Genomic DNA, 26,740 nt, shown 5'->3' on the forward strand with positions numbered 1-26,740 from the left:
ATATATACTAAGGATAGTATATAACGAGGTGGGCAAGACGTGATTATAGAGAAGCACGAAATTCAAATTGACCAAATTACGAGCGGTAAAGTGAATATCTTTACTTTCTATAGAAATAGAAAGCAAGTTGATGATCATTTTTTACGATTGCAAGAACCATCGCTTACAGCAAACTACTTCTTCCATTTTCATTTTGATGCAGAGAGCTTGCATCTACTGCAGGAAGAGTTTCCGAGCGTATATCCGTACGACGGTAGTGAAACGATTCACGACTGGACGGAAAAGATGAAAGCAGAATTGCAACATCAGATCCAAACAGGAAAATGGAATAAGCGCGTACGTATCGGTAATCGCATTCTAGATGTGGTGTTTACGTGGTGTGACGAAGATATAGTAGAGTGAAAAAGAAGCGGAGGACGCTTCTTTTTTTAGCGCTGGAATAAAACGAGCTTACCTGCAGAAGATGTGCAGCGATGTGTTTTTTCATACAATCCTTTTTCTTGTAAAATAGATTCACCTTTTGCTTTCGCTTCTTTTTCAGTTGCCGCCTCGAATGATTCGTCTAATGCTTTTGAACCATCTTTTTCAAAGACTGTTAGAACGTATACTCCCATGAAAATTCCCTCCAATAATAAAAATCAGAATCTTATAACTATTTTGGCATAAATCACTAGAATATGCAAAGAAATATATGACATTGCGTGTTACAATAAGGTGAAACTTTAACTAGTGGGGAGTCTATTCATGCCTACTTATTAAAGTTTTCAGCAATTTTAATATTGATAAAATGAAACTTTTGAAAGATAGAAAGGATCGTTATTTGTGAAACAAGTGAAGTTTATACATGCGGCTGATTTGCATTTGGATAGTCCGTTTAAAGGAATGGAGATGAATGTACCGCAGTCTGTTTGGGAAAGAATGAAGCAAAGTACGTTTGAATCGTTTGAGCGTATTGTTGATAAAGCGATTCAAGAGCGCGTTGATTTCGTATTACTAGCCGGGGATTTGTATGATGCGGAGACGAGAAGTTTGAGAGCGCAAGTGTTTGTGCGCGAGCAAATGAAGAGACTTTCGCAGTACGATATCCCTGTTTTTATTATTCACGGTAACCACGATCATTTAGGGGGAAGCTGGGCAGCAATTGAGTTTCCGGAAAATGTTCACGTGTTTACGGAGCCTTACGTAGAAGAGAAATCATTTTATAAAAATGGTGAGTTGTTAGCTTCTATTTACGGTTTTAGTTATTTGCAGCAAGCGGTAACGGATAATATGACAGCGCAGTATACGAAAATGAGTGATGCGCCTTTTCATATTGGCATGCTTCACGGAAGTGTGGAAGGGGATGCAGAGCATAATCGCTATGCACCGTTTCAAATTCGTGAGCTGAAAGAAAAGCAGTTTGATTATTGGGCTCTTGGTCATATACATAAACGTGAAATTTTATCAGAAGAGCCGTGCATTATTTATCCAGGTAATATACAAGGACGTCATCGTAAGGAAACAGGAGAGAAGGGTGCATACCTGATTGAACTCACGAAACAAGGGTCGCACTGTTCATTTTTCCATACGGCGGATGTTGTGTGGGATGAGATAGAAGTGAATATTGATGGACTTGAAACTGTTGATGAACTTATGACGAGCGCATCGAATGCGATGAATGAGTGCCGAAGAGAAGAGGAAGGGACGCTACTTACTGTCGTATTTACAGGACAAGGCCCACTTTCTCCTTATTTACGTGATGAAAAGCGTGTGGAAGAGATCTTTCATATTTTAGCAGCTGGCGAAGAGCGAAAAGACTTTGTATATGCGATGAAGTGGAAAAATGAGACGGTTTCTTTTGCGGAAATCGAGCGTTTGAAAGAGGAAAATCATTTCGTCGGTAGTGTGCTAAAAGAGTTAGAAGCTTTCACCAATATGGACGGCGTATTGCGCAGTATTTGGACATCTCCTGTAGCGCGTAATAGTATTGAATCTTTTACAGAAGAAGAGAAGAAAGAGATTCAAAAGGAAGCAGAAAATATTATTTTAGAGCAATTATTCCAGCAAGAGAGGGATAAGAAATGAGAATTGAAAAACTCCATATTTATGGGTACGGAAAATTAGAAAATGTGGAAATGGATCTATCAATGCTGACAGTGTTATACGGTGAAAATGAAGCGGGAAAATCGACAATTCGCTCATTTATGAAAAGTATTTTATTCGGTTTTCCGACGAGAGGACAGCGCCGTTATGAGCCGAAAGAAGGCGGCAAGTATGGCGGTGCGATGACTGTGCAAACAGAGAAGTACGGCCGTTTGAAAATTGAACGGTTGCCAAAGACGGCAGCTGGCGAGGTGACCGTTTACTTTGAAGACGGGAAAACGGGCGGCGAAGAAATTTTAAACGATATATTAAGCGGGATGAATGAAAGTTTATTTGAATCTGTCTTTTCATTTGATATGCACGGCCTTCAAAATATTCATCAGCTCGGCGAAACGGATATCGGAAATTATTTATTTTCAGCAAGCGCAGTCGGAAGCGATGCGTTATTACAACTAGATAAAAAGCTAGAAAAGGAAATGGATCAGCGCTTTAAGCCGAGCGGGCGTAAACCTGAAATTAACGTGTCACTGCAAGAAATGAAGAAGCTTGAAGAGAAGATGAAAGAGTGGCAAGGGAAAATTGGCACGTATGAAAAGCAAGTGGAGCAGTTAAAAGAAAGTGAAGAGAAACTTGCTTCTGTTCGTGCGGAAAAAGAGAGTGCAGAAAAGCGAAAGCAAGATTATGAAATATTAGCAGTGCTAGAGCCTCTCGTTATTGAAAAGCGTGCGCATGAGAAAGTGTTAGAAAACGAGAGCGGGCAGTTTCCTGTAAACGGGATGGCACGCTATGAAGCGATTAAGGCGAAGATGGAGCCGCTTCAATTACAAGTGGATTCACTCCATAAGAAAATAGAGACTGTGCAAACGGAAATTGAATCGATTCAAATAGATGAAGAGTTTTTACAAAAAGAAAGTTATGTAGAAGAACTTCGTATGCAGCATATGTCTTATGAAAATGCACGCCAAGAAATGCGTGACATGATAGGAACAATTACGAATATAAAAGAAGAACTGGCAGAACTAGAGCAACAAATCGGTGCTACTTTTGAAAAAGAAACAGTCCTTTCGTTTGATATGAGTTTGGCAACGAAAGAGTTAATTACGCAAACGGTGCAAAAGGCGCGCGAACTAGAAACGCAAAAAACACAGCTTGATGAGCGTTTTAAAGTAGCGCAGGAGCAATTAGAAGAACAAGAAGGAAACATAAAACAGGTTAAGCAACAAATGTTAGCGGATGAAGAACGAAATACGCTAGTTGAGAAAGAAAAGTCATTCCAAGATGCGGCGTTTATCAGTATGAGCGCAGAGAGAATGAAGCGCAAGTATGAAGAGAAGGCAGGAGCGGCAGTGCAAAAGAAAAAACAGTGGCAAAGAGTTTGTCTTCTGTTACTTCTTATTAACACAGTCGTTTTATTCACAAGCTTATTTATAGACAACCGCCTACTCTTATTTATTAGTGTTATTATTTTTGTAGGGATTGTTCTTGCCCTCGTTTTATATAAAGATCCGTCAAGTGGATTACAAGAAGAGCTTCTTACTCTTCAGCAAAGTGCTGGTGGGAGACAAAGTGAAGAAGCAATGTCAGTTCGTTATCGATTAGAAAAAGATGAAGAGATACGTAAATTATTTGAGCGTGAGTCGTATAAGTTACAGCAAATAGAGCGAGCGTATGATAAAGTCGTTTCATCGTATGAGGAATGGGAGAGAGAAACGTTCCGCATTAGCGAACAAGTAAATGTGTATAAAGTGCGCTATATGTTCCCTGAATTTTATACGTATGCACACATATTGCCGGCGTTTGAGCGTATGGAAAAGATGCAGCAATTATATCGTGATTTAGAGAAGAAAAGTGAGCGCAAATCTTCATTGTATGAAATGATTTCGCATTTTGAACATAAACTAGAAACTGTTATCGGTAGTGCGGAATATAGTAAGCTGCACGAGGCGCAAATCCGTATGCAAAATGAGAAAGAAAAGCGACAAACTTGTAAGCAGCTAAAAGAGAAGCTCACGGAATGGCAAGAAGAATATGAGTTCATGCAAGAGCAATTAAAACAACTGTTAGTAGAACGAGATAGTTTATGGCATATCGCGTATTCTACAGATGAAGAGATGTTTTTAAAAGCAGGTAAACTGGCAGAAAAACGTGAAGATGCTGAGCAGCAAATCGGGCGTTTATTACCGCAAATTGATCTGTTAGAACAACGTTTAACGAGTTTATCATTAGCTGAACATTATGAAGCTGACGGTTATGATGAAAAATTAAAGCAAGAAATGACAGATGCGCAAAATTGTCTTATGAAAGAGAAAGAACTGACAGAGCGTATTGCGAAACATCGTATGGAAATCGCGAATTTAGAAGAAGGTAGTACGTACGGTGATTTACTGCACGAATGGGAAATGAAAAAAGCGCAAGTGCGTGAACAAGTGAAGAAGTGGGCTGCTTATGCGGCCGCAAAGACAGTATTAACGAAAACGAAGCAATATTATCATGAAGTACATCTTCCTCGTATTTTACAAAAATCAGAAGAGTATTTCGTCTATTTAACAGGCGGACGATATAGTAAAATCTTTTCACCGTCAGAGGCAGAACCGTTCATTGTTGAGCGTAATGACGGTATGCGTTTTTACAGTCATGAACTAAGTCAAGCGACAGCAGAGCAGTTATATTTATCGTTACGATTTGCGTTAGCGAAAACGTTTGAGCATGATTATCCATTTATTATTGATGATAGTTTTGTACATTTTGATGCGGTAAGGACGAATCGTACGATTGAACTAATAAAGGAAATTGCGAAAGATAGACAAGTCATCTTCTTTACATGTCATGCGCATTTACTAACGTATTTTACAGAAAAACAGATTATAAAATTAGTGCGTAAGCGTAAAGAAAATGAGTTGTAGTGTGCTATACTAAAAGTAATTGATATGGTGGAGGAATTCGAATGAAAAAGAAAATTGCAGAATATGAAGTTGGTGAACAAGTCGATGTTTTCTTGTTAATTAAAACAGCGACAAAAGGTTTAGCAAGCAATGGGAAACCATTTTTAACAGTAATCTTACAAGATCCAAGTGGAGATATTGAAGCGAAGCTATGGGACGTATCGCCAGAAGTTGAGAAACAATATGTAGCAGAAACAATCGTTAAAGTAGCTGGTGACATTTTAAACTACAAAGGACGTATTCAATTACGTGTGAAACAAATCCGTGTTGCGAATGAAAATGAAGTAACAGATATCTCGGATTTCGTAGAAAAAGCACCAGTGAAAAAAGAAGATATGGTTGAAAAAATTACGCAATACATATTTGAAATGAGAAACCCGAACATTCAGCGTCTAACAAGACATTTGTTAAATAAGCATCAAAACGAATTTTTAGAATATCCAGCAGCGACAAAGAACCATCACGAGTTCGTATCTGGACTAGCTTATCACGTCGTATCGATGCTTGATTTAGCGAAAGCTATTGCGGCTTTATACCCATCGTTAGATAAAGACTTACTATATGCAGGCGTTATTTTACACGACCTTGGTAAAGTAATCGAATTATCTGGCCCAATTTCTACGACGTACACGTTAGAAGGAAATTTACTAGGCCACATTTCTATTATGGTGAACGAAATTGGTAAAGCGGCAGATGAGCTGAACATCGATGCAGAAGAAGTATTAATTCTTCAACACATCGTGCTTTCTCACCACGGAAAAGCAGAATGGGGTAGCCCAAAACCACCATTAGTAAAAGAAGCAGAAATTCTGCACTACATCGATAACTTAGATGCAAAAATGAACATGATGGACCGCGCATTAGGACGCACAAAACCAGGTGAATACACAGAGCGTGTCTTTGCTCTTGATAATCGTTCGTTCTATAAACCGACGTTCCATAATTAATAGTGTGAATAAAGTGGCCTCATTAAGTGTTAATAAGCTTAGTGGGGCTGTTGTATAATGATAATAAAGTTATTGAATTTTGATTATTAAAAGCTAAGAGCCTTACTACATTCTACGTAGCAAGGCTCTTTAAAGTTGTTTCAAATTACATCCATCTGTCCGTTCAAGTGTAACTATTCGTAATTATTTGATATTATACAGGTGAATAGAAAGATATATTAAAATTTAGTTTCGTAGTTGTAAAAGGAGGTTATTTATCCGACATTAACGGGCAGTAAAACTCCCACCTCAAAATTTGGTTGGAGCAAAGAAGTTAGGTGGGGGTCGGGCTGCCCGTAAACGTCCGATTGGTGAGGGCTGATTATAGGTTCACTTTATATTATTCTCTTATAATTTTCCAAAAAGGAGGGTTTATGAAAAAGATTATTGTTTTTGTATTAACGATATTTATATTATTCTCAGGATTTGCAACACAAAGTTATGCGTTGTCAGATTCGCAATCTGCGGCAATACAAGCGTTGCTAGATGATGCCTGTCGTATATCAGGTGTGCCGGGAATGTCAATCTCAATACTTGCTGATGATGAAGTGTTCTACTTTTCTTCAGGGTATGCAGACCGTGAAAATGGGTTGTCTGCAAGTGAAAATACACTCTATGAGTTAGCCTCGGTCAGTAAAGCTTTTACCGGTATGGGTATTATGCTGTTGGAAGAGCAAGGGCTGCTCTCAATGACTGACCCTGTCCAAAAATATTTACCTTGGTTTACGTTAAAGTATCAAGGGAAACCTGTTGATATGCAAAGTCTTACACTAAATAACTTTCTTCACCATACCAGTGGTCTAACAAATATTAGGCATACTCAAAATATTCCACAAGGCAATACACCGGATATGTTGCAAAAGACTGTGGAAATGCTCGTGGATGCTGAATTGGCGTTCCCTCCCGGTGAACAGTATAACTATGGAACCGTTAATTATGACGTATTGGGTTTGATTATTGAGATTGTGTCGCGACAAAGCTATGAAGACTTTATGAAGGAACAGGTATTTCAGCCGTTAGGTCTTCACCAGACGTATGCTTATAAAGAAGATGCTCAAGCCACTGGACAGTTGGCACAGGGCTACCGTTCTTCCTTTTTTATGACAACTCCATTTAAAGCTCCGGATTATGCTGGGAATAAACCCGCAGGCTACATCATTTCTAATACAAAAGATATGGCGCGTTGGATGGGCATACAGATGGGTATCGTGCAGGACATACCCGAAATATTTCACACGGTTATCGAAAAATCACATAGGGGTGATATGTCTGTTTCGGCTGTCAACGGTATGTATTATGCGGCAGGCTGGTCCGTAAACGCCGAACAAACGATTATAGAACACACTGGGGGCAATCCAAATTTCAGAACCGAAGTAGCCATACTGCTAAATGAACGAACAGCCGTCTCCTTGCTGAGCAACGGTGCAAATACCAATACAAACATGGTACTAAAAGTTAAAGATATATTAGAAGGCAATCTAACTCAGTCATATGAAATAAGCGGCACACAGCTTTTGGATATCATTTTGTCGTCTATCACAATTATTCTTTTCCTATTGGCTGTTTTGCTATTTCTCTTAGGATTACGCAGAAGGAGAACGAATGAGCGGCAGCCAATGACAAAAAAGAGAATAACCGTAACAGTTATTTTCCTGACCGCTACGATTGCCCTGGTTATACTGTGCTGTGCTTTCGATTGGTCAACAATACTTATGTGGCAAACATATAGTGTTCTTACAGCTTTGATTTCGTCAGCATTATTAACAGCAAGCATTACATGGTTTGTATACACTCACCGATAAAATACCTCGCTCCTAAGATAAGCATAATGTTAAGTCATTAAAGTCCGATTGGTGAGGGCTGATAATCAGTGGGGGGTGAAGAAAACCCCTACTGATTAAAGTTTCACTTTATTAAAAATAAAATAAAATAGTTAAGAAGTACGCATGGGCGTAACGAAGAACAAATAAAACATATCTTGCCACTAGAATGGGAGCATATCAATTTTTTAATTGAGTACCGCCAGCAGTTCAGAAAAAATACAATAAGCTGTCCATATGGGCAGCTTATTGTTATTCTACATTGTTCTTAAATAAACTTAATATTTGTTGAGCATCTGTATCCCTTATTATGTAATGTTCTAGATTTTTTTGTTCTTCATTATCTTGACGAGCAATTATAACTTTTTTATCCTCTAGCCAAATTAAATATGTTTCATTGGAATGATCTTGGTAATTTACATTCATTTGATAATCAATATTTGCTTTAGCCTCATCATCTAGCAAAAGAGGAATAACTCTTTCTCGATCCTTATCTATTCCTGTATGTTCCATGGATTTAATAATTTGATCAAACTCTAGATTTATAACTGCTTTTGTATTTTTTACCTTAGTGGATATAAGCTCAATTTTCTTTATTTCCTTGCCTTGAAAGAAAATAGGTTTACGATTTTCCTCTTGTTGTATTGAGGCAGTTTTTACTTTTGGTTGTTCAGTAGTAGATGTACTACCAGTGTTTGTCTCAGTCGAACAAGCGGATAGATATAGGAATAATGATAAGGTCAGTAATGATATATTTTTATTCATAAATTAACCCCTTTCTTTTATAGATAACATTCCTTTTCACCATGTAATAAACCTTTTTAAAGGGGAGAAGTTGTCTACTCTTCGTATGAATACTTTATCCCGCGTTAATGGACAGTAAAACCCCACTGATTATTAGCCTTCACTTTATCATTCTCCAGTTCAAAATGTTATCCAATAAAAAAATATCTCGAATTCGAGATAAATTACTTGCTTTTTAATCACTTGAGTTGTAAAGTGATAGTAACGAAAGCGATTGAGTCATATGAAAAACATACACTCACTTGCTTTCGATTAAAAAAACGAAGTAACTTATTCAGTAAAAACTAAGATGAATTTACAAAAACATAATGAGAATAAATTGAAAAGCTAAGAAGCATATTATTTTTTAGATATCACTTGACTAGTAAAATGAAACGGAGGAATTATCAATGTATGAAATTAAAGGGCATCATCACATTTCAATGGTTACAAAAAACGGAAGTGAGAATAATCATTTTTATAAAAACGTACTTGGTTTACGTCGTGTGAAAATGACGGTAAACCAAGATGATCCATCGATGTATCACTTATTTTACGGAGATAGAACAGGAAGCCCAGGTACGGAACTATCATTTTTTGAAATGCCTTTAGTAGGAAAAACATACCGTGGTACGAATGCAATTACGCGAATCGGATTACTCGTTCCTTCAGAGGAAAGCTTACATTACTGGAAAGAAAGATTTGAGAAATTTGGTGTGAAACATAGCGAAATAACAACATATGCAAATCGTCCTGCTTTGCAATTTGAGGATGCTGAAGGTCTTCGCCTCGTGCTAATCGTTTCAAACGGAGAAAAAGTGGAGCACTGGGAGACGTGGGAGAAATCAGAAGTTCCTGCTGAACATCAAATTCAAGGAATGGGTTCAGTGGAAATGACAGTGCGTAGACTTGATAAACTGGCGAGTACACTAACAGACATATTTGGTTATACAGAAGTTAGCCGAAGCGATGAAGAAGCGATTTTCCAGTCTATTAAAGGAGAAGCCTTTGGAGAAATCGTTGTGAAATATTTAGATGGTCCTACTGAAAAACCGGGCCGCGGTAGCATTCACCATTTAGCAATTCGTGTAAAAAACGATGCAGAGCTAGCTTATTGGGAAGAACAGGTGATACAAAAAGGTTTCCATTCTTCTGGAATTATCGACCGTTTCTACTTTAAAAGCTTATACTTCCGCGAATCAAATGGAATCCTATTTGAAATTGCGACAGATGGACCAGGATTTACAGTTGATGGAGATGTAGAGCATTTAGGAGAAAAACTTGATTTACCGCCGTTCTTAGAAGAAAAGCGAGCAGAAATTGAAGCGAAATTAGCACCTATTGAAGAGAAATAATAGAAGAAAAAATAAAACTTTAAAAACAACTGGAGGAATATAAAATGAACCAATTAAAAGGAATTCACCACGTTACAGCAATTACAAGTAGTGCAGAAAAGAACTATGAGTTTTTCACTCACGTTTTAGGAATGCGTTTAGTTAAAAAAACAGTAAACCAAGATGATATTCAAACGTACCATTTATTCTTCGCAGATGATAAAGGTAGCGCAGGAACAGATATGACATTCTTTGACTTCCCAGGTGTTCCAAAAGGGATCCACGGTACAAATGAGATTTCAAAAACTTCATTCCGTGTTCCAACTGATGCAGCATTAGCGTATTGGGTGAACCGTTTTGACCGTCTTGAAGTGGAGCATACAGGAATTAAAGAACAATTTGGTAAGAAAACTCTTTCTTTCGTTGATTTTGATGACCAACACTATCAACTAATCTCTGATGAATTAGATAAAGGGATAGAATCAGGTACACCGTGGCAAAACGGTCCAGTTCCATTAGAATATGCAATTACTGGCTTAGGACCTGTATTTATTCGTATCGCAAACTTTAGTTTCTTCAAAGAAGTGTTAGAAAAAGTTTTATTATTTAAAGAGATTGCGCAAGAAGGAGAATTCTATTTATTTGAAGTAAACGAAGGTGGAAACGGTGCATCTGTTATTGTAGAACATAATACGGTTCTTCCAGAAGCGCAACAAGGTTTTGGTACAGTGCACCATGCTGCATTCCGCGTAGAAGATCGGGCTGTACTAGAAGAATGGATTGAGAGAATTGGTAGCGTTGGGATTCCTTCATCTGGCTATGTAAATCGTCACTTCTTCGAGTCATTATACGCAAGAGTTGCACCACAAATCTTATTTGAATTTGCAACAGATGGTCCAGGATTTATGGGAGATGAGCCATATGAAACACTTGGCGAAAAATTATCTTTACCTCCGTTCCTAGAGCCAAAACGTGAAGAAATCGAAAAATTAGTTCGTCCAATTGATACAGTAAGAAGCACGAAGGAATTTATTAAAGAGTAACAATAGAGATAGTAAGTAGGAGAGCAAGTAGTTTTAGCTGATCGCTGGAACTGCTTGCTTTTTTATTTGTTTTATAAAGTTTTCTGACAATTTTTTCTCAAGTTATCAAAAAGGAAAACTTTGGTATAATTAATTAAAATATTTAATTTTCTGATAATTATTTTTCAATACATAGAAAAGGGGTGGTAATATACAATTTGGATAATTGTATAAATATCCTAATTTTGTAAGTTTGGAGAAAAGGGGATGCGAGTGTATGGGAGCAGATGTAGTAACAAGGGAGCAAATGAAACATTCTTTAGATGATTGGTATCGTGTAATGTTGCAGCAAAATATAGAGAAAGCTAGGGAAATGAAGGAAGATATTGAGAGTGAGTTTTCTAATGTAAAAGAGGATGGGGATTTATGGCTATATTACTCTTTATTAGATTTTAGATATAAAGTGCTGGCGGATGGCTTACAAATTACTAAAAATAGTTTTGATAAAATTGATGAAATTTATAAAACGTCTGAAAATCGTTTGTCATATTACTATTATTTTTTTAAGGCAATGCATGCAACTCTAATATCAAATTACAATGATGCAAGTAGATGTTATGAGAAGGCCAAAACACTAATAAAATATATTCCTGATGAATTAGAATATGGGGAATTCTGTTATCGTCTTTCTGCATTTTTCTACAATACAAGGCAACCAATGAATACAATAAAATATGTAAATAAAGCTAAAGAAATTTTTTCAAAACAAGCAGGACAAGATATGAATATTGCTTTATCTCAAAATCTTTTAGGACTAACTGCCATACAAATAAAGCAATATGAACAAGCAGAAGAGTGTCTAAATTCAGCGATAGATATTCTACAAAAACAGGATAACGCTATATTGCTTTTAAGGGTACGTCATAATTTAGGATGGCTATACGCAAGTCAAAACCTTTCTGCACTAGCTATTCGACATCTTTCGGAAGTAACAGAGAAATTCCCAGCACATTTCAAAGCGATTTTCCTACAAGCTAGGGAACATTTTAAACTGGGAGAAACAAACATTGCTGAAGAATTAATTGATAGAGGATTAAATATTTGTATGGAGTTAGAAAATGAAGAGTATATACATCATTTTAGTATTTTAAAAGCAGTAAATGGTAATGTTCCTATTAAAGAATTAGAGCAGATTATCCTTAAAGGAATTACTTATTTTGATAAAGAATCTTTATATAGTTACACTCAGGAATATGTGGAAAAACTTGCAATAAAGTTTCGTGAGGATGCTAATTACATGAAAGCAAGTGATTATTTTTACAAAGCATTACAGGCAAAAGAGAAGAAGATAGAGAGAGGAGCATTAAAATAATGTTTAAAAAAATAGGTATGGCTGTAACTGGTATAGTGTTAGTTGGTATTGTATCTGTCGGTTTAAATAGTTCTTTTGTACAACAAGCGGAGCACGGTGATGTTCCAGCACCAGCAAAACCAGACTATGTTAATATAGGAGACACAGGAGGAGCGCCAGCCAACTTCAATAAAGGAGATGGAGGAGCACCAGCAGATAATAGAGGAGACGGCGAAGTAAGCCAACTATAATGATAAAGAAAGGGACTTCAACATGAAGTCCCTTTCTTTGTTATGAGGCTATGTAGAGAAAAGAATTGACTTACTTTAAATGTGTAACTATAATAGTTACAAAACGAACATCATTAATAGAAGTAAGTAATATTTTTTTAGTATAATTGTAACTAAAGTAGTTACAATTAAAATTAATCATAAAACAACCAAATAATGTAAAAACTTTAAATAGCAACAAGAGAAAGGAGACGGGAATTTTGAAACGGTTTAAATTTTATTTTATTAGCGGTATTGTGCTCGTTTTGTTAATCGTATGTAACTTCGTTGATAAGCCGATTGCGAAAGTTGGAGAAGTGAAAAATACTGTTATGATGAAGCTGAATACGAAAGAGAGTATGGCGCAAATTGATGGACAGACGATTTATTTTAAGCAAATTGGTGAGGGGAAGCCGCCTTTACTTATGCTGCACGGATTTGGTGGTTCATCTGATGGATTTAGTGATATTTATCCGGAACTTGTAAAGGACCATACGATTATAGCGGTTGATATTTTAGGGTTTGGTCGTTCTTCTAAGCCGGTTGATTTTCAGTATTCGTTTCCTGCGCAAGTGAATTTATATTATAAGTTAATGAAGAAACTCGGATACGATCAATTCGCAGTACTTGGTCATTCGATGGGCGGAGAGATGTCTCTAAATTTAGCGTATTTATATCCGGATGCAGTAACGCATCTCATTTTAGCGGATTCTACAGGGATAGAGTCTTTCCAGCAAAAAGAAAGTTATGAAGTGCCGCCATTATCGACAGACTTACAAACTGTAACAGAGATTACGGATTATAATAAAAGTGCGGTGAAAAATAGTCGCGACGATAAAGAACATTATGATCAGCTTACGAAAATGAGAGAGCGCCGCATTGCGATGGAAGCAGACAAAATTAAGGTGCCGACTTTAATTATATGGGGACGACACGATAAGAGCGTTTCTTGGAAAAATGGTGAACTGTATCATCAGCTATTTACGGATAGTACGTTCCATATCATTGAGAAAGGATACCACGCACCGTTTCGCCAGGAACCAATAGAGTTTATGGAATATGTACAAGCGTTCTTCGCGAAGAATCCACAATAAAATTTAAGCATAAATCCACTTCTTTCCTCATACAGTGAAACTAATAAGGCTTGTCTAAGGAAAGGAATGAAGTACAGTGGAAACTTTACCATGGTGGGTGTATCTTGTAATCGTCGGGATCGTATTAAGTGGCTACATGGTTTTATATACTTCAAAAAAAGAGCAAGAGATGGATAATGAGTTTATCGAAAAAGAAGGCGAAGTGTATATGAAGCGTTTAGAAGAAGAGCGAGAGAAGCGGAATCAGGATAGTGATAAGGATTCGGTTTTATTATAATTAGAGAAGAGTGGATAACGTATTGTTATCCACTTTTTTATTTCCTGAAATATATCGACGATTTTTCAAATATATCGAACACAACTTGGAATATATCAACGATTTTTTCAATATATCGACGATTCGACATGGGATATCGACTTATCGACACGAAACGACAATGTTAAGGAGCGCAATTATTGTTCGGGAAATTATTATAGAAGAAAAATATATGAAATCGACACACTACATAGCCCCATTACAACCTGTAACGCACAAGTTGCACCACCTACGCAACGACAACTCGCTTTACTCTTCATCCGTTATTTGACCATACTAGACGGAGAGAGGTGATAAACACAGTATGATTTTTAGTGAACGTTTAAAAGAAGAACGAGAAAAACGAAATTGGTCGCAACATGATTTGGCTGAAAAAATTCATGTAAGTAGACAATCTGTTTCGAAATGGGAGACAGGAAAGAACTATCCGAGCATTGAAATTATTATTCATTTAAGTGATCTGTTCGGTATTACGATTGATGAGTTGCTAAGGAGTGATGAAGAGTTGACGCAAAAAGTAATTAACGATAGTAAACAGTTAGCATATCCAAAATGGAAGGTGTTTTTCGATAGTTTATTTATGGTGGGCGTATTTTTATTTATTACAAAAATCGTTGTATGGATGCTAAATAAGTTTGCCGGAGCGAGCATTACACTTGTAGCAGATGCACCGTATGTAATGAATTTTTTACCCCTCATCTTAATGGTTGTAGGTGGCATGGCTTCTGATAAGTTGAAGAAAATATATAGATAGAAGAAATAATTCCCCGCACTAGCTGTTCTTTCTACTCAAATTGTGTACTATAAAGGATAGGATGACATAAAGAAGGGGAAATTTAGAATGGAATTTCATGAACAGAAGATTTTGCCGGCAGTGAGGCAAATTAAAGATTTGGAAAAGCTATTACATAGTTCATATGAGTATATTGTTATTTTAGATATTCATGTTGGTCAATTGAAGAGTGTTGTGTCACTTGCGAAGCAGCATAGTAAAAAGGTGTTTTTACATGTTGATTTAATCCATGGATTACAAAGTGATGGGCATGCGACGGAGTTTTTATGCCAAGAATATAAACCGTACGGGTTACTGTCGACAAAGGCGAGCGTGATTATGAAGGCGAAGCAAAAGGGTGTCGTCTCAATTCAACGCATCTTTTTAATTGATTCTAGCGCGATGGAAAAGAGCTGTAATTTGCTAGAAAAGACGAAGCCGGATTATATAGAGGTGCTCCCTGGTGCGCTAACGGATGTGATTGCTGAAGTGAAAGAGCGTACTGGTGTCCCGATTTTAGCGGGTGGTTTCATTCGTACTGTGCAAGATGTTGAAAGAGCTTTAAGTGCTGGTGCGACAGCAATTACGACATCAAAAAAAGAACTATGGAAACATTACCAAAAAAAGTGACGAAAATGTGAAAAAATTCTGTTGACACCGCTTTCATGAAAGGTTAACATTATAGACAAGTTAATAAACGTGACGGAGAAAAGAAGAGATCCACATTTCATTGTTTCTATATAAATTTATATAGAAGCGTGCAAAGCTGTGGGTCTTTTTCTTTTGACAAAAACGAATGGCCATTCATTTTACCTCTATCACATTTGAACGCATTTAAATTGATTGTGGAGGGATACTATGTCAGCATTTTTAGGAGAGTTAGTAGGGACTGCGTTGTTAATCTTACTTGGTGGCGGCGTTTGCGCTGGTGTAAGTTTAAAGAAATCGTTTGCGAAAGATTCTGGTTGGATTGTTATTACAATGGGCTGGGGCTTAGCAGTTGCTATGGCAGCGTATGCAGTTGGATCAATTAGTGGGGCACATTTGAATCCGGCTTTAACGATAGGATTAGCATTTAAGGGAGCGTTCCCATGGAGTGACGTACCAGGTTATATCGCAGCACAAATGATTGGGGCAATTATCGGGGCAGTTCTTGTATATTTACATTACTTACCACACTGGAAAGAAACAGAAGATCCAGGAACAAAATTAGGTGTATTTGCAACAGGCCCAGCAATTCCGAACACATTTACAAACCTTTTAAGTGAAATGATTGGAACATTCGTTTTAGTATTTGGTATATTAGCAATTGGAGCAAATAAATTTGCAGATGGATTAAATCCATTTATCGTAGGTTTCTTAATTGTAAGTATTGGTTTATCATTAGGTGGAACGACAGGATACGCGATTAACCCAGCTCGTGATTTAGGTCCGCGTATCGCACACTTCTTCCTTCCGATTGCAGGAAAAGGCGGTTCGAACTGGAAGTATGCATGGATTCCAGTAGTTGGTCCAATTCTAGGTGGATCACTTGCAGGATTATTCCATCAAGTTGTATTCGAAGGAAAACAAAATGCAGCACTTATTTATGTGATTATTGCAACTGTGATTGTACTAGCAATCTCTTATATGACAAGTAAAAAAAGTGAAAGCAATACAAATAGTAGAAAAGTAGCATAGGGGGAAACCATTATGAAAAAATATATTCTTTCTTTAGACCAAGGAACAACTAGCTCACGCGCAATTCTTTTCAATAAAAAAGGTGAAATTGTTCATTCAGCTCAAAAAGAGTTTACACAACATTTTCCAAAGCCAGGCTGGGTAGAGCATAACGCACAAGAAATTTGGGGATCTATTTTAGCAGTTATCGCAACTTGCTTAAGTGAAGCAGATGTAAAACCAGAACAAATCGCTGGTATCGGTATTACGAACCAACGTGAAACAGCGGTTGTATGGGATAAAACGACTGGAAAACCAATTTACAACGCAATCGTATGGCAATCTCGTCAAACAGTTGAAATTTGTGATGAGCTAAAAGAAAAAGGTTATAGCGAAATGGTTCGCGAAAAAACAGGTCTTTTAATTGACGCATACTTCTCTGGTACGAAAGTAAAATGGATTTTAGATAATGTTGAAGGTGCTAGAGAAAAAGCAGAAAACGGCGATCTATTATTCGGAACGATTGATACGTGGCTTGTATGGAAATTGTCTGGCGGTAAAGCGCACGTAACGGATTACTCAAATGCATCACGTACATTAATGTTTAACATTCACGACTTACAGTGGGATGATGAGCTTCTAGACATGTTAACAGTGCCAAAGAGCATGCTTCCAGAAGTACGTCCATCATCTGAAATATATGGCGAAACAATTGATTATCACTTCTTCGGTCAAAATGTACCGATCGCAGGTGTAGCTGGTGACCAACAAGCAGCATTATTTGGACAAGCTTGTTTCGGTGAAGGTATGGCGAAGAACACTTACGGAACTGGTTGCTTCATGTTAATGAACACAGGTGAAAAAGCAGTAGCTTCTGAGCATGGTCTATTAACAACAATTGCATGGGGTATAGATGGTAAAGTAAACTATGCATTAGAAGGAAGTATTTTCGTAGCAGGTTCTGCAATTCAATGGTTACGTGACGGAATGCGCATGTTTAAAGATGCAAGTGAGAGTGAAGTATATGCTTCTCGCGTTGAATCAACTGACGGTGTATACGTTGTACCAGCATTCGTAGGATTAGGTACACCATACTGGGATAGTGAAGTACGCGGCGCTATGTTTGGTGTAACGCGCGGTACGACGAAAGAGCATTTCATTCGTGCAACACTAGAATCTTTAGCGTACCAAACGAAAGATGTATTATGTGCAATGGAAGCAGATTCAGGTATTGAACTGAAAACATTACGCGTTGATGGCGGAGCAGTTAAAAATAACTTCTTAATGAAGTTCCAAAGTGATATTTTAGATGTTCCTGTAGAGCGTCCAGTAATCAATGAAACGACAGCTTTAGGTGCAGCATACTTAGCTGGTCTTGCGGTTGGATATTGGAAAAACCAAGATGAAATTAAAGAACAGTGGCATATGGACAAACGCTTTGAACCAACGATGGAAGCGGAAACAAGCGAAGAGCTATATGCTGGATGGAAAAAAGCGATTGAAGCAACAAAAGCTTTCAAATAATCATAAACAGTGTTATAATGGTGACAAGTTAATAATTCGGTAGGAGATTTGGAGAGACCACAACACGCTATAGAGGCGAAATCTATAGCGGAGTTCGTGGTCTCTTTTTTCGTTATCAAAGGGAGGAATTACCATGAAATTTTCAAGTAAACAACGTAAAGACGTATTAAACGGAGTAAATAAACAAGAGTTAGATGTGATCGTAATTGGTGGAGGTATTACTGGTTCTGGTATTGCATTAGATGGAGCAACACGCGGGTTATCAACAATTGTGTTTGAAATGCAGGACTTTGCAGCAGGTACATCAAGTCGTTCAACGAAGCTTGTACACGGTGGTCTACGTTATTTAAAACAACTTGAAGTGAAAATGGTAGCAGAGGTGGGGAAAGAGCGTGCGATCGTATATGAGAACGGTCCCCATGTAACAACACCAGAGTGGATGTTACTTCCGTTCCATACAGGCGGTACGTTCGGATCATTCAGTACATCAATTGGTCTTCGTGTATATGACTTCTTAGCAGGCGTAAAACGAAGCGAGCGCAGAAAAATGTTTAACCGTGAAGAAACATTAAACAAAGAGCCTCTTGTAAAAAAAGAAGGATTAAAAGGCGGCGGTTACTACGTAGAATATCGTACAGACGATGCGCGTCTTACAATTGAAGTAATGAAAGAAGCGATTGAACACGGTGCGAAAGCTGTTAACTACGCAAAAGTAGACAGTTTCTTATATAAAGATGGAAAAGTATGCGGTGTACGTGTAATCGATTTACTAGATGGCGAAGTATATGAAGTGTACGGTAAGAAAATTGTAAACGCAGCTGGCCCTTGGGTAGATACACTTCGTGAAAAAGATAACTCGAAAAAAGGGAAAGTACTTCAGTTATCAAAAGGTGTGCATTTAGTAATTGACCAAAAACGTTTCCCATTAGGGCAAGCTATTTACTTCGATACACCAGATAAACGTATGGTGTTCGCGATTCCTCGCGGCGGAAAAACATACGTAGGTACAACAGATACGTTCTATGATAAAGACGCAGCTGTACCGCACATGACAACAGAAGATCGCACATATATCATTAATGCGATTAACTACATGTTCCCAAGTGTGAAAATTACAGAAAAAGATGTGGAGTCAAGCTGGGCTGGTGTACGTCCGTTAATTTATGAAGAAGGTAAGAATGCATCTGAAATTTCTCGTAAAGATGAAATTTGGACTTCTGAATCTGGTTTAATTACAATCGCTGGTGGTAAATTAACAGGATACCGTAAAATGGCTGAAATGGTAGTAGACTACGTAACGAACTTACTACAAAAAGAGGGTCATAGTGCATATCCGAAGAGCGACACGAAACATATGCCAATCTCTGGTGGACATGTAAGTGGTTCACACGGATTCCCAGCATTCGTTGCGAAAAAAGCAGACGAAGGTACGAAATCTGGTTTAACGAAAGCACAAGCAGAAGAATTCGCGAAATTCTATGGCTCTAACGTTGACGTACTGTTCGACTTAGCGAAAAAACATAAAGACGAAGCGAAAGAATACAACATGCCGCTAGACGTTCTAATCCCACTTGTATACGCAATGGATTACGAAATGACAGCAAAACCAGTTGACTTCTTCGTACGCCGCAGAGGCGCTGTATTCTTCAACATTCACTGGGTATACGAGTGGAAAGAAGCAGTAATCAACTACATGGCTGCGAAACTAGGCTGGAGCAAAGAAGAGCAAATGAAATACACAGCAGAATTAGAAAAAGCATTAACAGACGCTGTCATTCCTGTAGATCAACAAGAACAAGCAGCTGCATTAGCGTAAAATAGAAACCACCTGAAGGGGAGCCTTTAGGTGGTTTTTATCTTGACTAAAAATAAATAAAATGTGTTACAATGATGATAGAGTATATAGTATGAATTTTGCATAAAATAAAGAAGACAGAAGCCTGAGAAACTTCTGCCTTGTGTAACCTAACTTGCTATTGTGGTGGTAGTAGGTGCGGTTATAAGACAATTACATTAACGTTTTAGCCGAGAACCGCCCTTACCTTTTCCACGAAGCAGGGTGGTTCTCGCTTTTTTGTATACAGAAATTAGCCACGGACCGACGTATCTTCTACCGATGACAACGCCAGCTCCGGTTAGGATACCATACACTAATTTAATTACAAACATCGCGATCATTTTATCACCTCCCCCTTTTTTTCAAAATGGAAGAGATGATTATCACACCTACTAGTTATAGCTTATTAAGTTACATTTCAATTGTATTATGTTTTAAAATAGGGAACAAGACAAATGAATACGGATATGAGGTGCAGCATGAAAAAATTAATTACGTATGATTCTGAAATCCAGATGGCATATCTGTATGTAATTCCATTCACTTCAGAAATTGAGATTGAATCGACTGAAGAATTGGAAGAAAATCCAAAACTAAATTTAGATATAGATCAATTTGATCGTATAGTGGGGATTGAGTTTTTTGGAGAAAATGCTCATAAATTAAAAGAATTAACAAATAGGAGTAAAATATATATAAAGAAAGCTTCAAACGATAATGCATACATATATTCATTTAGAGTTTCTCAGGATAATTATTTGCAAAAAGTGTTATTTCAAAATGTTGTATTTTATTTTTCAGATAAGCAGTATGAAGACTTTATTGGTTTTGATATTATGAAGCCCTCTTTGTATGGCCATGAAATATTAGATTCTTTAAGTGAGCGTTAGGAAGAAGGAGGACTCGATTAAATGGGTTCTCTTTTTCATTTAGCGGTCTTTAGAGCTGAGGGGAATCTTGACTATAAAAATCCTTATCACAAACTTAAAGAGCGCCTTGGGAGAGAGGCGCTCTTTAAGTAAATGTATTATAACGACTATTCGGTTTATTATATGTAAGTAGCTGGAAAGTGTTTTATAAAAATATTATTGCCATCCGTATTTTTTTATGAATTTATAAAACTTTTCCATACAGTGCGTCGTCTAATATATGGGAAGGAGGAAATGATGTGGATGAATTAACGGTAGAAGCGTTTGAAATAGAAGATAAGGAACTCCTTATCGATGAAATCATGAACAAGTATGGACAAGAAGTCTTACAACTTGTGTATTCATATGTGAATAATAAAGAGGTTGCTGAGGATGTAACGCAAGATATATTTGTGAAATGTTATAAATCTCTTCATACATACAAAGGGAAGTCGAATGTGAAAACGTGGTTATGGAGAATTGCGATTAATCAATGTAAGGACTATATAAAGAGTTGGTATAACAAAAAGGTGATCGTGGCAGAGGATGAATCTGCTTATATTGGGGTTCAAAATGATAGTGTCGAACAAATTGTCATTCAAAATGCGGAGGACCGTGAGCTCGCTTCTGCAGTGATGAGTTTACCGATAAAATATCGAGAAGTCATTTATCTATTTTATTATGAAGAACTAACAATTAAAGAAATTGCTATTGTAATAGACGTGAAAGAAAACACAATAAAAACGAGACTGAAAAAAGCGAAGGAGCTTTTGAAGAAAGGATTGGAGGAATAATCAAATGGAAGATCGATTAAAAGGCCTGCGAAAATCAATGGAGAATACAACGTTTAAACATTTGAGTTTTTCTGATCAACATCGAAAGCAGGTGCGCGAAAAAATCAATGCGTCAAACGAAAAAGAAGAGGACATCTCTTTAGCGATTTTACAACTCCTCAGTAATGAAAAAACAGGATACGAATTGTCACAGCTACTAAGAGGGAGAGGGATTCGAAAATTCGAAGGAAATGAAGGGTTTTTATATACCGTATTACATCGTCTAGAACAGAATCGTTTTATCCACTCAAGTTGGGATCATGAAGGAGCGAAATATTATCAACTAAATGATAAAGGAAGAAAGATGCTGCGAAAGGCAGAAAAAAATGCTACGAAGGTACAATTTATATTAAAAGGCTTAGTACAGGAGTGAGGCGAAATTGAATAAAAAAGGGGAGCGTTTTGTAAGCGAAGTTACGAATCATATTAAATCAAAAGAAGCAAAGAGCTTTGTAGCAACTGAACTAGAGTTTCACTTAAAACAGGCGAAGAACACATGGACAGAAAAAGGTTTAAGTGAGGAAGTTGCTGAAAATAAAGCTGTGGAACAAATGGGAAGTCCAATTAAACTAGGGCAGGAGCTTAATAAACTGCATAAGCCAAAGGTGGATTGGTTCTTACTTATTTTATTAGTGGCTGCTATGGGGTTAGGGTTTTTACCGGTTATAGCTTTTGGATATATGAATGATTTACTAATGAATAAAGTGATATCTGTTATTCTCGGTATTGTAACAGTTGTAGTTATGATGCTGACTGATTATCGGAAATTAGAAAGATTAGGATGGCTATTTTATACAATTGGTGCACTTATTTTGTTAATATTAAATTGTTTTCCGAGTGCTTACGTGAATGGAGAACCGTTAATAAAAATTGGTCCCGTTGCAATTGGTCGTTTAATGGTATTGCCGTTCTTTTTTCTAGCTTGGGCTTCTTTTTTCAATAATAGTAGGTTGAAAGTTAGATACTTTGTGGCTTTATATTTATTTTCTTTGTATTTATTTTTATTTGGATCAGATATTTCAACAATTTTTATTTATATCACGATGGTATTCGTTATGCTTTGGTGGAGTAAGTTAGGAAAGAAAAAGGCATTGATTATTACGGTTGTACCCATTTGTTTATTTATTATTAAGGTATCCTTTTCCATGGTCTCAGCAAAAAGATATTACTTGGAGAGATTTTTAGGGTATATAAATCCAGAGCGTGATGCACATGGCGCAGGGTTTATGTATATACGTTTAAAAGAGGTAATGTCGTCAGCAGGTTGGTTTGGTACAGCTGGAGATACAAAGTTCATCCCTGCTGCGGATACTGATTTTGTGTTTGCAAGTTTGACTTACTATTATGGGTATTGGCTTGCGCTCATTCTTGTCTTCGTTCTTTCTCTTTTTGCAGCAAGATTAGTAGTCATATCTTATAAAATAAATGATCGGTATGGTAAATTGCTACTTGTTGGTGGAGTGACTCTTTTTGTATTCCAGTTCATTTATAATGTTGGAATGATACTAGGATTATTGCCGCATGCTGCTATATCCTTACCTTTTATTAGCTACGGATTAACGCCGACTGTATTTCATGCGCTTATAATGGGGATTGTGCTGAGTGTATATCGACGTAAAGATATGTCGTTTAGAATGAGAAAAACACCTTGATACTTATTATAAGTTGTATATGAAATTCATTATTTGGCACAAGTGGAAATGAAGATATTTTAATTGCTTTTTTAAATGCGATGTTACAGGATTCTTTAGAATCACCCATTGTTTCGTTACAATTTGCAGATCCACATTTACACAGGGAACATGAAGAAGATAAGTTATCTATCTTAGATATTTCAGCTACATTAGACACAGGAACAAAAGTCAATGTAGAAATACAACTCAATAATAATCATGATATGATTAAACGTAGTTTATATTATTGGGGAAGGCTATACACATCTCAACTTCAAAAGGGAATGCCATACAGCTCTCTTCATAAAACAATTACAATCAATTTGTTAAATTTCGTTATGTTTCCTGAATACGAGGCATTCCACACAACAGGAGTTTTATGGAATCGACAACAACATAAAATGTTGAGTAGTGATATCGAAGTTCACATTGTAGAGATTTCGAAACTTATGCAACAGTGGCGGAATGAACAAGTAAATCCTTGGGAAGATTTGTTTGTTCGTTGGTTATTATTACTTCCGGCAAACGAGGATGAACAACTAACCCAAACATTGGAGGACATTGCGATGAACCAAGATCCGATTTTACAAAAAGCGATGAATAAATGGGAGCGTATGAGTCAAGATTCTTCTTTCCGACAAGCATATGAGGCAAGAGAGAAAGCTTTGATGGATGAAGCTGCAAAGTTCGCTCATGCTCGTAATGAAGGAAAGAAAGAGGGGATTGAAGAAGGTAAGATTCAATTAATTCGTGGAATGCATAAAAATGGAATGACAATCGAAGATATTGCAAAGTTTACAAATTTACGTTTAGAAGAAATACGAAGCATTTTACAAGTCTAAATGATAAAAAGAACACCTCCATTAAATTTGCATACTTAATATGCGAATTCGGGAGGTGTTTTAATATGTGTCCCGTTTTCGGGGCTCACTTCAATTATCAAGGTGTTTTCATTATAAGCTCAAAACTCTCCGCATCAGCCCCAAGTATAAAAGGACTAACCTCGCCAACGCTATAAAGTTGCAATTCATGCATTGCACGCGTGCAAGCAGTGTAGAACAATCTACGAACGCTCTCGTCGCTGTATACATCTTTAGAAGCATTGTAAATAATAACAGCATCAAATTCGATACCTTTTGCTAAGTAAGCAGGAATCACGACAATGCCTTGCTCATACTCGGCTGAGTTACTTTTCACAAGTTTAATATTCTCGATATGACTAAGTGCTTCGTAGGCAGCGGCGCTTTCAGCTGCAGATTTACATATAATTGCGATCGTATTGTGCTGTTGTTTTTGTAGTTCAGCAACTTTGGCAGTAATATGTTCATGCAGTTCGCTGTCATTTGATACTTTCGTCACTGTAGGTTTCTCGCCGTCACGTTCAAAGGCGTGAATGTTCTCTCCTTCCGGTACGAGAGCACGTGTAAATTCAATAATCGGTTTTGTTGAGCGATAGCTACGAGTTAAGTTGATACCGTTCGTTTCATCTGGTCCGTATAAGCTAGTAAGTGTATTGAAATTCACTGCTTCACTCGCATGGGCAAATATCGCTTGGTTAAAGTCCCCGAGTACAGTCATTCTTGCAGCAGGGAAGAGGCGTTTTAAAAACTCAAACTGAAACGGCGAGTAATCTTGCGCTTCGTCTACGAGTACGTGTTTAATCGATCTGTTCGTTTGGAAGCCTTCAATTAATTCTTTTAAAAGTAAAAATGGAGTCGCATCCTCATAATATAGCTTTCCTTCATCAAGCATGTTTACTGTTAATGAGCAAATGTCATCCCACTCTTTCGGTTTTTCCCCAGTAACCCATGATGCATCTGTGAAGAGTTGTTTATATATGCCTGTGAAATTGATGAAGCGCAATGTTTGAACGCCTTTACGAAGTGGCTTCAATTTTTTACGGACAATCATACGTCCAAGTACTTTCGTTTCTTTCTCATAATCATGAAAGGAGTTGTCTTCGAACTCGCCTTTTTTCTGTAAATATTTATAAGCCTTTTGGTATTCATCTTTACTAAGTAATTCAATTTCTTCTTCTACCCAAGGCTTTTTCAGTTCTGTTTTTTCAATTGCATCTATTTGTTTATTTAGCCAATCCGTTAACTTTTCAATTCGATTATGGAAGCGGAGGGAGGAGTCCGTATTATAAAATTGTTCTGTAATTTCTTTAGCAGAAACAATTAACTTTCCTCTAAATTTCATTCCTCTAAATAGCATACCTGAAGATTCAAGAGATTGTCTGTACGCTCTAATCATTTCGAAAAATTGAGTAGATGCTTTAAAGCGAATGCTAGCATTTCTCGTTTTATAGGTAGGGCTATTCGTTTCAGTTAACATATATTCTAATTGTTCATAAGGGTCTTCAACGTCGAATGCCTTACTGAGTCTATGGTTTAAATATTCTTGGAATGTAACTTGCTGCATATTTTCTTCGCCGAGTTCAGGTAGTACGTTAGAAACGTAGCTATTGAACATAGAGTTAGGGGAGAAGAGAATAATTTGATCTGCTTTTAACCATTCACGATATTTATATAGTAAGTAGGCGATTCGTTGCAATGCAGCTGACGTTTTCCCGCTACCAGCAGCTCCTTGCACGATAAGTAGTCGGCCTTCATCGTGACGGATAATTTCATTTTGCTCGCGCTGAATTGTAGCGACGATGCTTTGCATATGTTTGTTCGTACCTTTTCCGAGCGCTTGTTGCAAAATTTCATCGCCAATTGTAAGGCTCGTATCGAACATAGAATCAATCTCGCCATTTTGAATAATGTATTGTAATTTTTTCTCCACATTACCGTGAATTACGCCGCCTGGTGTACTGTATTCAGCTGGCCCTGGTGGATAATCGTAGTACACACTCGAAATAGGTGCGCGCCAGTCATATATAAGAAAGTTTTCTCCGCTTGCATCAGTAAGTGTAGCTACGCCGATATAAATTTGATCCGCAGCAGATTCTCCTTCTTCTTTGAAATCAATTCGTCCGAAATAAGGTGCTTTATGCATACGTCTTAATGCGGCAAGTCGATTAAAGGTGTGCTTATGGGTAATTTGTGTGACAGCTAGTGACTGAGCTTGTTGTCTTAAGTTGATAACTGTTTCAAGGTAATCATCGAAAGTATCAGTATTCACTTTCACGTCATCCCAAAAGTGTTTACGAATATTGATTACTTCTGCCCGGCGTCTGCCAGTTTCGTTTTCCAGTTTATCAATTTGCTCCGTAATCGTTTCTATTACGGTATCCAATCGTTTTTGCTCTAAATCAAGTTTTTTGTTCATACGGTAAGCACTCCTTTAAAAGTGAAAAATAGAGATTGACTGAAGATGTGTTTTGGTGTACAATTAAGATACGGATAAATACGTTCTATATATTTTTGAAAACGTGTTTCTGTACTAATTTAACATAGTTTTTTCATTTAATCAATGATAATAAGATAAACCTTGGTTCCATGTGTGATGGAATCAAGGTTTTTTGTTGTAGATTATAGTCTGTTTCAGTTCGATTTTTAGCATCTATTAGTTAAAAGGGGAGAACAAA

24 protein-coding genes and 1 pseudogene are annotated in these 26,740 nt (G+C 37.2%); 21 read left to right on the forward strand and 4 right to left on the reverse strand.

Features of this window, described 5'->3' with window-relative positions; all coding sequences use genetic code 11:
* The first annotated feature begins 39 nt into the window (after nt 1-39).
* A complete protein-coding gene (locus AC1Q8N_RS14510; protein WP_016136590.1) occupies nt 40-402 on the forward strand; it encodes a hypothetical protein in 363 nt (120 codons plus the stop codon).
* A gap of 26 nt (nt 403-428) precedes the next feature.
* Here the strand turns inward: AC1Q8N_RS14510 and AC1Q8N_RS14515 are convergent, their stop codons facing one another.
* On the reverse strand, nt 429-614 hold the full coding sequence (locus AC1Q8N_RS14515; RefSeq protein WP_000539551.1) for a YhzD family protein: 186 nt from the start codon (nt 612-614) through the stop codon (nt 429-431).
* A gap of 208 nt (nt 615-822) precedes the next feature.
* Between AC1Q8N_RS14515 and AC1Q8N_RS14520 the strand changes: the two genes are divergently transcribed.
* The 4 genes from AC1Q8N_RS14520 (at nt 823) to AC1Q8N_RS14535 (ending at nt 7,812) form a co-directional block, all read left to right on the forward strand.
* Complete coding sequence (locus tag AC1Q8N_RS14520; protein ID WP_048545406.1) at nt 823-2,064, forward strand: metallophosphoesterase family protein; 1,242 nt, start codon at nt 823-825, stop codon at nt 2,062-2,064.
* On the forward strand, nt 2,061-4,985 hold the full coding sequence (locus tag AC1Q8N_RS14525; protein WP_493521246.1) for an ATP-binding protein: 2,925 nt from the start codon (nt 2,061-2,063) through the stop codon (nt 4,983-4,985). The genes AC1Q8N_RS14520 and AC1Q8N_RS14525 overlap by 4 nt, the downstream gene beginning before the upstream one ends.
* A 41-nt stretch (nt 4,986-5,026) precedes the next feature.
* Nucleotides 5,027-5,971 (forward strand): 3'-5' exoribonuclease YhaM, encoded by a 945-nt coding sequence (gene yhaM / locus AC1Q8N_RS14530; RefSeq protein WP_064473804.1) that lies wholly within the window; start codon nt 5,027-5,029, stop codon nt 5,969-5,971.
* A gap of 413 nt (nt 5,972-6,384) precedes the next feature.
* Nucleotides 6,385-7,812 (forward strand): serine hydrolase domain-containing protein, encoded by a 1,428-nt coding sequence (locus AC1Q8N_RS14535; protein ID WP_098079741.1) that lies wholly within the window; start codon nt 6,385-6,387, stop codon nt 7,810-7,812.
* 270 nt (nt 7,813-8,082) lie between these two features.
* On the opposite strand, the gene AC1Q8N_RS14540 is transcribed toward AC1Q8N_RS14535, so the two are convergent.
* Entirely contained in the window at nt 8,083-8,595 is a 513-nt protein-coding gene (locus AC1Q8N_RS14540) for a hypothetical protein (protein WP_076535881.1), read from the reverse strand.
* 428 nt (nt 8,596-9,023) lie between these two features.
* Between AC1Q8N_RS14540 and AC1Q8N_RS14545 the strand changes: the two genes are divergently transcribed.
* The 11 genes from AC1Q8N_RS14545 to glpD all read left to right on the forward strand — a co-directional run bounded on the left by AC1Q8N_RS14545 (nt 9,024) and on the right by glpD (nt 19,770).
* Nucleotides 9,024-9,968 carry a ring-cleaving dioxygenase gene (locus AC1Q8N_RS14545; RefSeq protein WP_098079739.1) on the forward strand — a complete coding sequence of 315 codons (945 nt, stop codon included), beginning with the start codon at nt 9,024-9,026 and terminating at the stop codon, nt 9,966-9,968.
* A gap of 44 nt (nt 9,969-10,012) precedes the next feature.
* Nucleotides 10,013-10,990 carry a ring-cleaving dioxygenase gene (locus AC1Q8N_RS14550; RefSeq protein WP_098847863.1) on the forward strand — a complete coding sequence of 326 codons (978 nt, stop codon included), beginning with the start codon at nt 10,013-10,015 and terminating at the stop codon, nt 10,988-10,990.
* Between the two features lie 256 nt (nt 10,991-11,246).
* Nucleotides 11,247-12,341 carry a response regulator aspartate phosphatase gene (locus tag AC1Q8N_RS14555; RefSeq protein ID WP_000500581.1) on the forward strand — a complete coding sequence of 365 codons (1,095 nt, stop codon included), beginning with the start codon at nt 11,247-11,249 and terminating at the stop codon, nt 12,339-12,341.
* On the forward strand, nt 12,341-12,571 hold the full coding sequence (locus tag AC1Q8N_RS14560) for a Phr family secreted Rap phosphatase inhibitor (RefSeq protein ID WP_048545392.1): 231 nt from the start codon (nt 12,341-12,343) through the stop codon (nt 12,569-12,571). The genes AC1Q8N_RS14555 and AC1Q8N_RS14560 overlap by 1 nt, the downstream gene beginning before the upstream one ends.
* Nucleotides 12,572-12,810: 239 nt before the next feature.
* A complete protein-coding gene (locus AC1Q8N_RS14565) occupies nt 12,811-13,683 on the forward strand; it encodes an alpha/beta fold hydrolase (RefSeq protein ID WP_493521247.1) in 873 nt (290 codons plus the stop codon).
* 76 nt (nt 13,684-13,759) lie between these two features.
* Entirely contained in the window at nt 13,760-13,960 is a 201-nt protein-coding gene (locus AC1Q8N_RS14570; protein WP_000449229.1) for a sporulation YhaL family protein, read from the forward strand.
* A 343-nt stretch (nt 13,961-14,303) separates the two neighbouring features.
* Entirely contained in the window at nt 14,304-14,753 is a 450-nt protein-coding gene (locus tag AC1Q8N_RS14575; protein ID WP_493521248.1) for a helix-turn-helix domain-containing protein, read from the forward strand.
* A gap of 87 nt (nt 14,754-14,840) precedes the next feature.
* Entirely contained in the window at nt 14,841-15,401 is a 561-nt protein-coding gene (glpP, locus tag AC1Q8N_RS14580; RefSeq protein ID WP_000394296.1) for a glycerol uptake operon antiterminator GlpP, read from the forward strand.
* A gap of 228 nt (nt 15,402-15,629) precedes the next feature.
* Nucleotides 15,630-16,451 carry a glycerol uptake facilitator protein GlpF gene (glpF, locus tag AC1Q8N_RS14585; RefSeq protein WP_001272205.1) on the forward strand — a complete coding sequence of 274 codons (822 nt, stop codon included), beginning with the start codon at nt 15,630-15,632 and terminating at the stop codon, nt 16,449-16,451.
* A gap of 12 nt (nt 16,452-16,463) precedes the next feature.
* A complete protein-coding gene (glpK, locus tag AC1Q8N_RS14590) occupies nt 16,464-17,954 on the forward strand; it encodes a glycerol kinase GlpK (RefSeq protein WP_000760000.1) in 1,491 nt (496 codons plus the stop codon).
* Between the two features lie 133 nt (nt 17,955-18,087).
* The gene (glpD, locus tag AC1Q8N_RS14595; protein WP_000672824.1) at nt 18,088-19,770 is read left to right on the forward strand and encodes an aerobic glycerol-3-phosphate dehydrogenase; all 1,683 of its coding nucleotides are present in this window, start codon (nt 18,088-18,090) and stop codon (nt 19,768-19,770) included.
* Between the two features lie 197 nt (nt 19,771-19,967).
* Here the strand turns inward: glpD and AC1Q8N_RS14600 are convergent, their stop codons facing one another.
* Nucleotides 19,968-20,132 (reverse strand): hypothetical protein, encoded by a 165-nt coding sequence (locus AC1Q8N_RS14600; RefSeq protein ID WP_000561154.1) that lies wholly within the window; start codon nt 20,130-20,132, stop codon nt 19,968-19,970.
* Nucleotides 20,133-20,270: 138 nt separating this feature from the next.
* Here AC1Q8N_RS14600 and AC1Q8N_RS14605 point away from each other — a divergent pair, with 138 nt between their 5' ends.
* The 5 genes and pseudogenes from AC1Q8N_RS14605 to AC1Q8N_RS14625 all read left to right on the forward strand — a co-directional run.
* Entirely contained in the window at nt 20,271-20,681 is a 411-nt protein-coding gene (locus tag AC1Q8N_RS14605; RefSeq protein WP_493521249.1) for a DUF2283 domain-containing protein, read from the forward strand.
* A gap of 278 nt (nt 20,682-20,959) precedes the next feature.
* Nucleotides 20,960-21,493: a sigma-70 family RNA polymerase sigma factor gene (locus tag AC1Q8N_RS14610; RefSeq protein WP_493521250.1), complete on the forward strand. Its 534-nt coding sequence runs from the start codon at nt 20,960-20,962 to the stop codon at nt 21,491-21,493.
* A gap of 4 nt (nt 21,494-21,497) precedes the next feature.
* Nucleotides 21,498-21,905, forward strand: a complete 408-nt coding sequence (locus AC1Q8N_RS14615) for a PadR family transcriptional regulator (protein ID WP_098079724.1) — start codon at nt 21,498-21,500, stop codon at nt 21,903-21,905.
* Nucleotides 21,906-21,912: 7 nt separating this feature from the next.
* Nucleotides 21,913-23,184, forward strand: a complete 1,272-nt coding sequence (locus AC1Q8N_RS14620) for an FtsW/RodA/SpoVE family cell cycle protein (RefSeq protein ID WP_098079722.1) — start codon at nt 21,913-21,915, stop codon at nt 23,182-23,184.
* Between the two features lie 29 nt (nt 23,185-23,213).
* Nucleotides 23,214-24,047: pseudogene (locus AC1Q8N_RS14625) on the forward strand (Rpn family recombination-promoting nuclease/putative transposase); the annotation flags it as partial.
* A gap of 97 nt (nt 24,048-24,144) precedes the next feature.
* Here AC1Q8N_RS14625 and helD read toward each other — a convergent pair.
* A complete protein-coding gene (gene helD / locus AC1Q8N_RS14630; RefSeq protein ID WP_493521251.1) occupies nt 24,145-26,481 on the reverse strand; it encodes an RNA polymerase recycling motor HelD in 2,337 nt (778 codons plus the stop codon).
* Between the last annotated feature and the right edge of the window lie 259 nt (nt 26,482-26,740).

The organism is Bacillus sp. GW823-FHT06B01 (assembly GCF_058952315.1).

What these genes read in the sequence shown, in the direction of transcription:
- AC1Q8N_RS14515 (WP_000539551.1), bottom strand. Translation starts at nt 614, where the DNA reads ATGGGAGTATACGTTCTAACAGTCTTTGAAAAAGATGGTTCAAAAGCA.
- AC1Q8N_RS14525 (WP_493521246.1), top strand. Translation starts at nt 2,061, where the DNA reads ATGAGAATTGAAAAACTCCATATTTATGGGTACGGAAAATTAGAAAAT.
- yhaM (WP_064473804.1), top strand. Translation starts at nt 5,027, where the DNA reads ATGAAAAAGAAAATTGCAGAATATGAAGTTGGTGAACAAGTCGATGTT.
- AC1Q8N_RS14535 (WP_098079741.1), top strand. Translation starts at nt 6,385, where the DNA reads ATGAAAAAGATTATTGTTTTTGTATTAACGATATTTATATTATTCTCA.
- AC1Q8N_RS14540 (WP_076535881.1), bottom strand. Translation starts at nt 8,595, where the DNA reads ATGAATAAAAATATATCATTACTGACCTTATCATTATTCCTATATCTA.
- AC1Q8N_RS14545 (WP_098079739.1), top strand. Translation starts at nt 9,024, where the DNA reads ATGTATGAAATTAAAGGGCATCATCACATTTCAATGGTTACAAAAAAC.
- AC1Q8N_RS14550 (WP_098847863.1), top strand. Translation starts at nt 10,013, where the DNA reads ATGAACCAATTAAAAGGAATTCACCACGTTACAGCAATTACAAGTAGT.
- AC1Q8N_RS14555 (WP_000500581.1), top strand. Translation starts at nt 11,247, where the DNA reads ATGGGAGCAGATGTAGTAACAAGGGAGCAAATGAAACATTCTTTAGAT.
- AC1Q8N_RS14560 (WP_048545392.1), top strand. Translation starts at nt 12,341, where the DNA reads ATGTTTAAAAAAATAGGTATGGCTGTAACTGGTATAGTGTTAGTTGGT.
- AC1Q8N_RS14575 (WP_493521248.1), top strand. Translation starts at nt 14,304, where the DNA reads ATGATTTTTAGTGAACGTTTAAAAGAAGAACGAGAAAAACGAAATTGG.
- glpP (WP_000394296.1), top strand. Translation starts at nt 14,841, where the DNA reads ATGGAATTTCATGAACAGAAGATTTTGCCGGCAGTGAGGCAAATTAAA.
- glpF (WP_001272205.1), top strand. Translation starts at nt 15,630, where the DNA reads ATGTCAGCATTTTTAGGAGAGTTAGTAGGGACTGCGTTGTTAATCTTA.
- glpK (WP_000760000.1), top strand. Translation starts at nt 16,464, where the DNA reads ATGAAAAAATATATTCTTTCTTTAGACCAAGGAACAACTAGCTCACGC.
- glpD (WP_000672824.1), top strand. Translation starts at nt 18,088, where the DNA reads ATGAAATTTTCAAGTAAACAACGTAAAGACGTATTAAACGGAGTAAAT.
- AC1Q8N_RS14600 (WP_000561154.1), bottom strand. Translation starts at nt 20,132, where the DNA reads ATGATCGCGATGTTTGTAATTAAATTAGTGTATGGTATCCTAACCGGA.
- AC1Q8N_RS14605 (WP_493521249.1), top strand. Translation starts at nt 20,271, where the DNA reads ATGAAAAAATTAATTACGTATGATTCTGAAATCCAGATGGCATATCTG.
- AC1Q8N_RS14615 (WP_098079724.1), top strand. Translation starts at nt 21,498, where the DNA reads ATGGAAGATCGATTAAAAGGCCTGCGAAAATCAATGGAGAATACAACG.
- helD (WP_493521251.1), bottom strand. Translation starts at nt 26,481, where the DNA reads ATGAACAAAAAACTTGATTTAGAGCAAAAACGATTGGATACCGTAATA.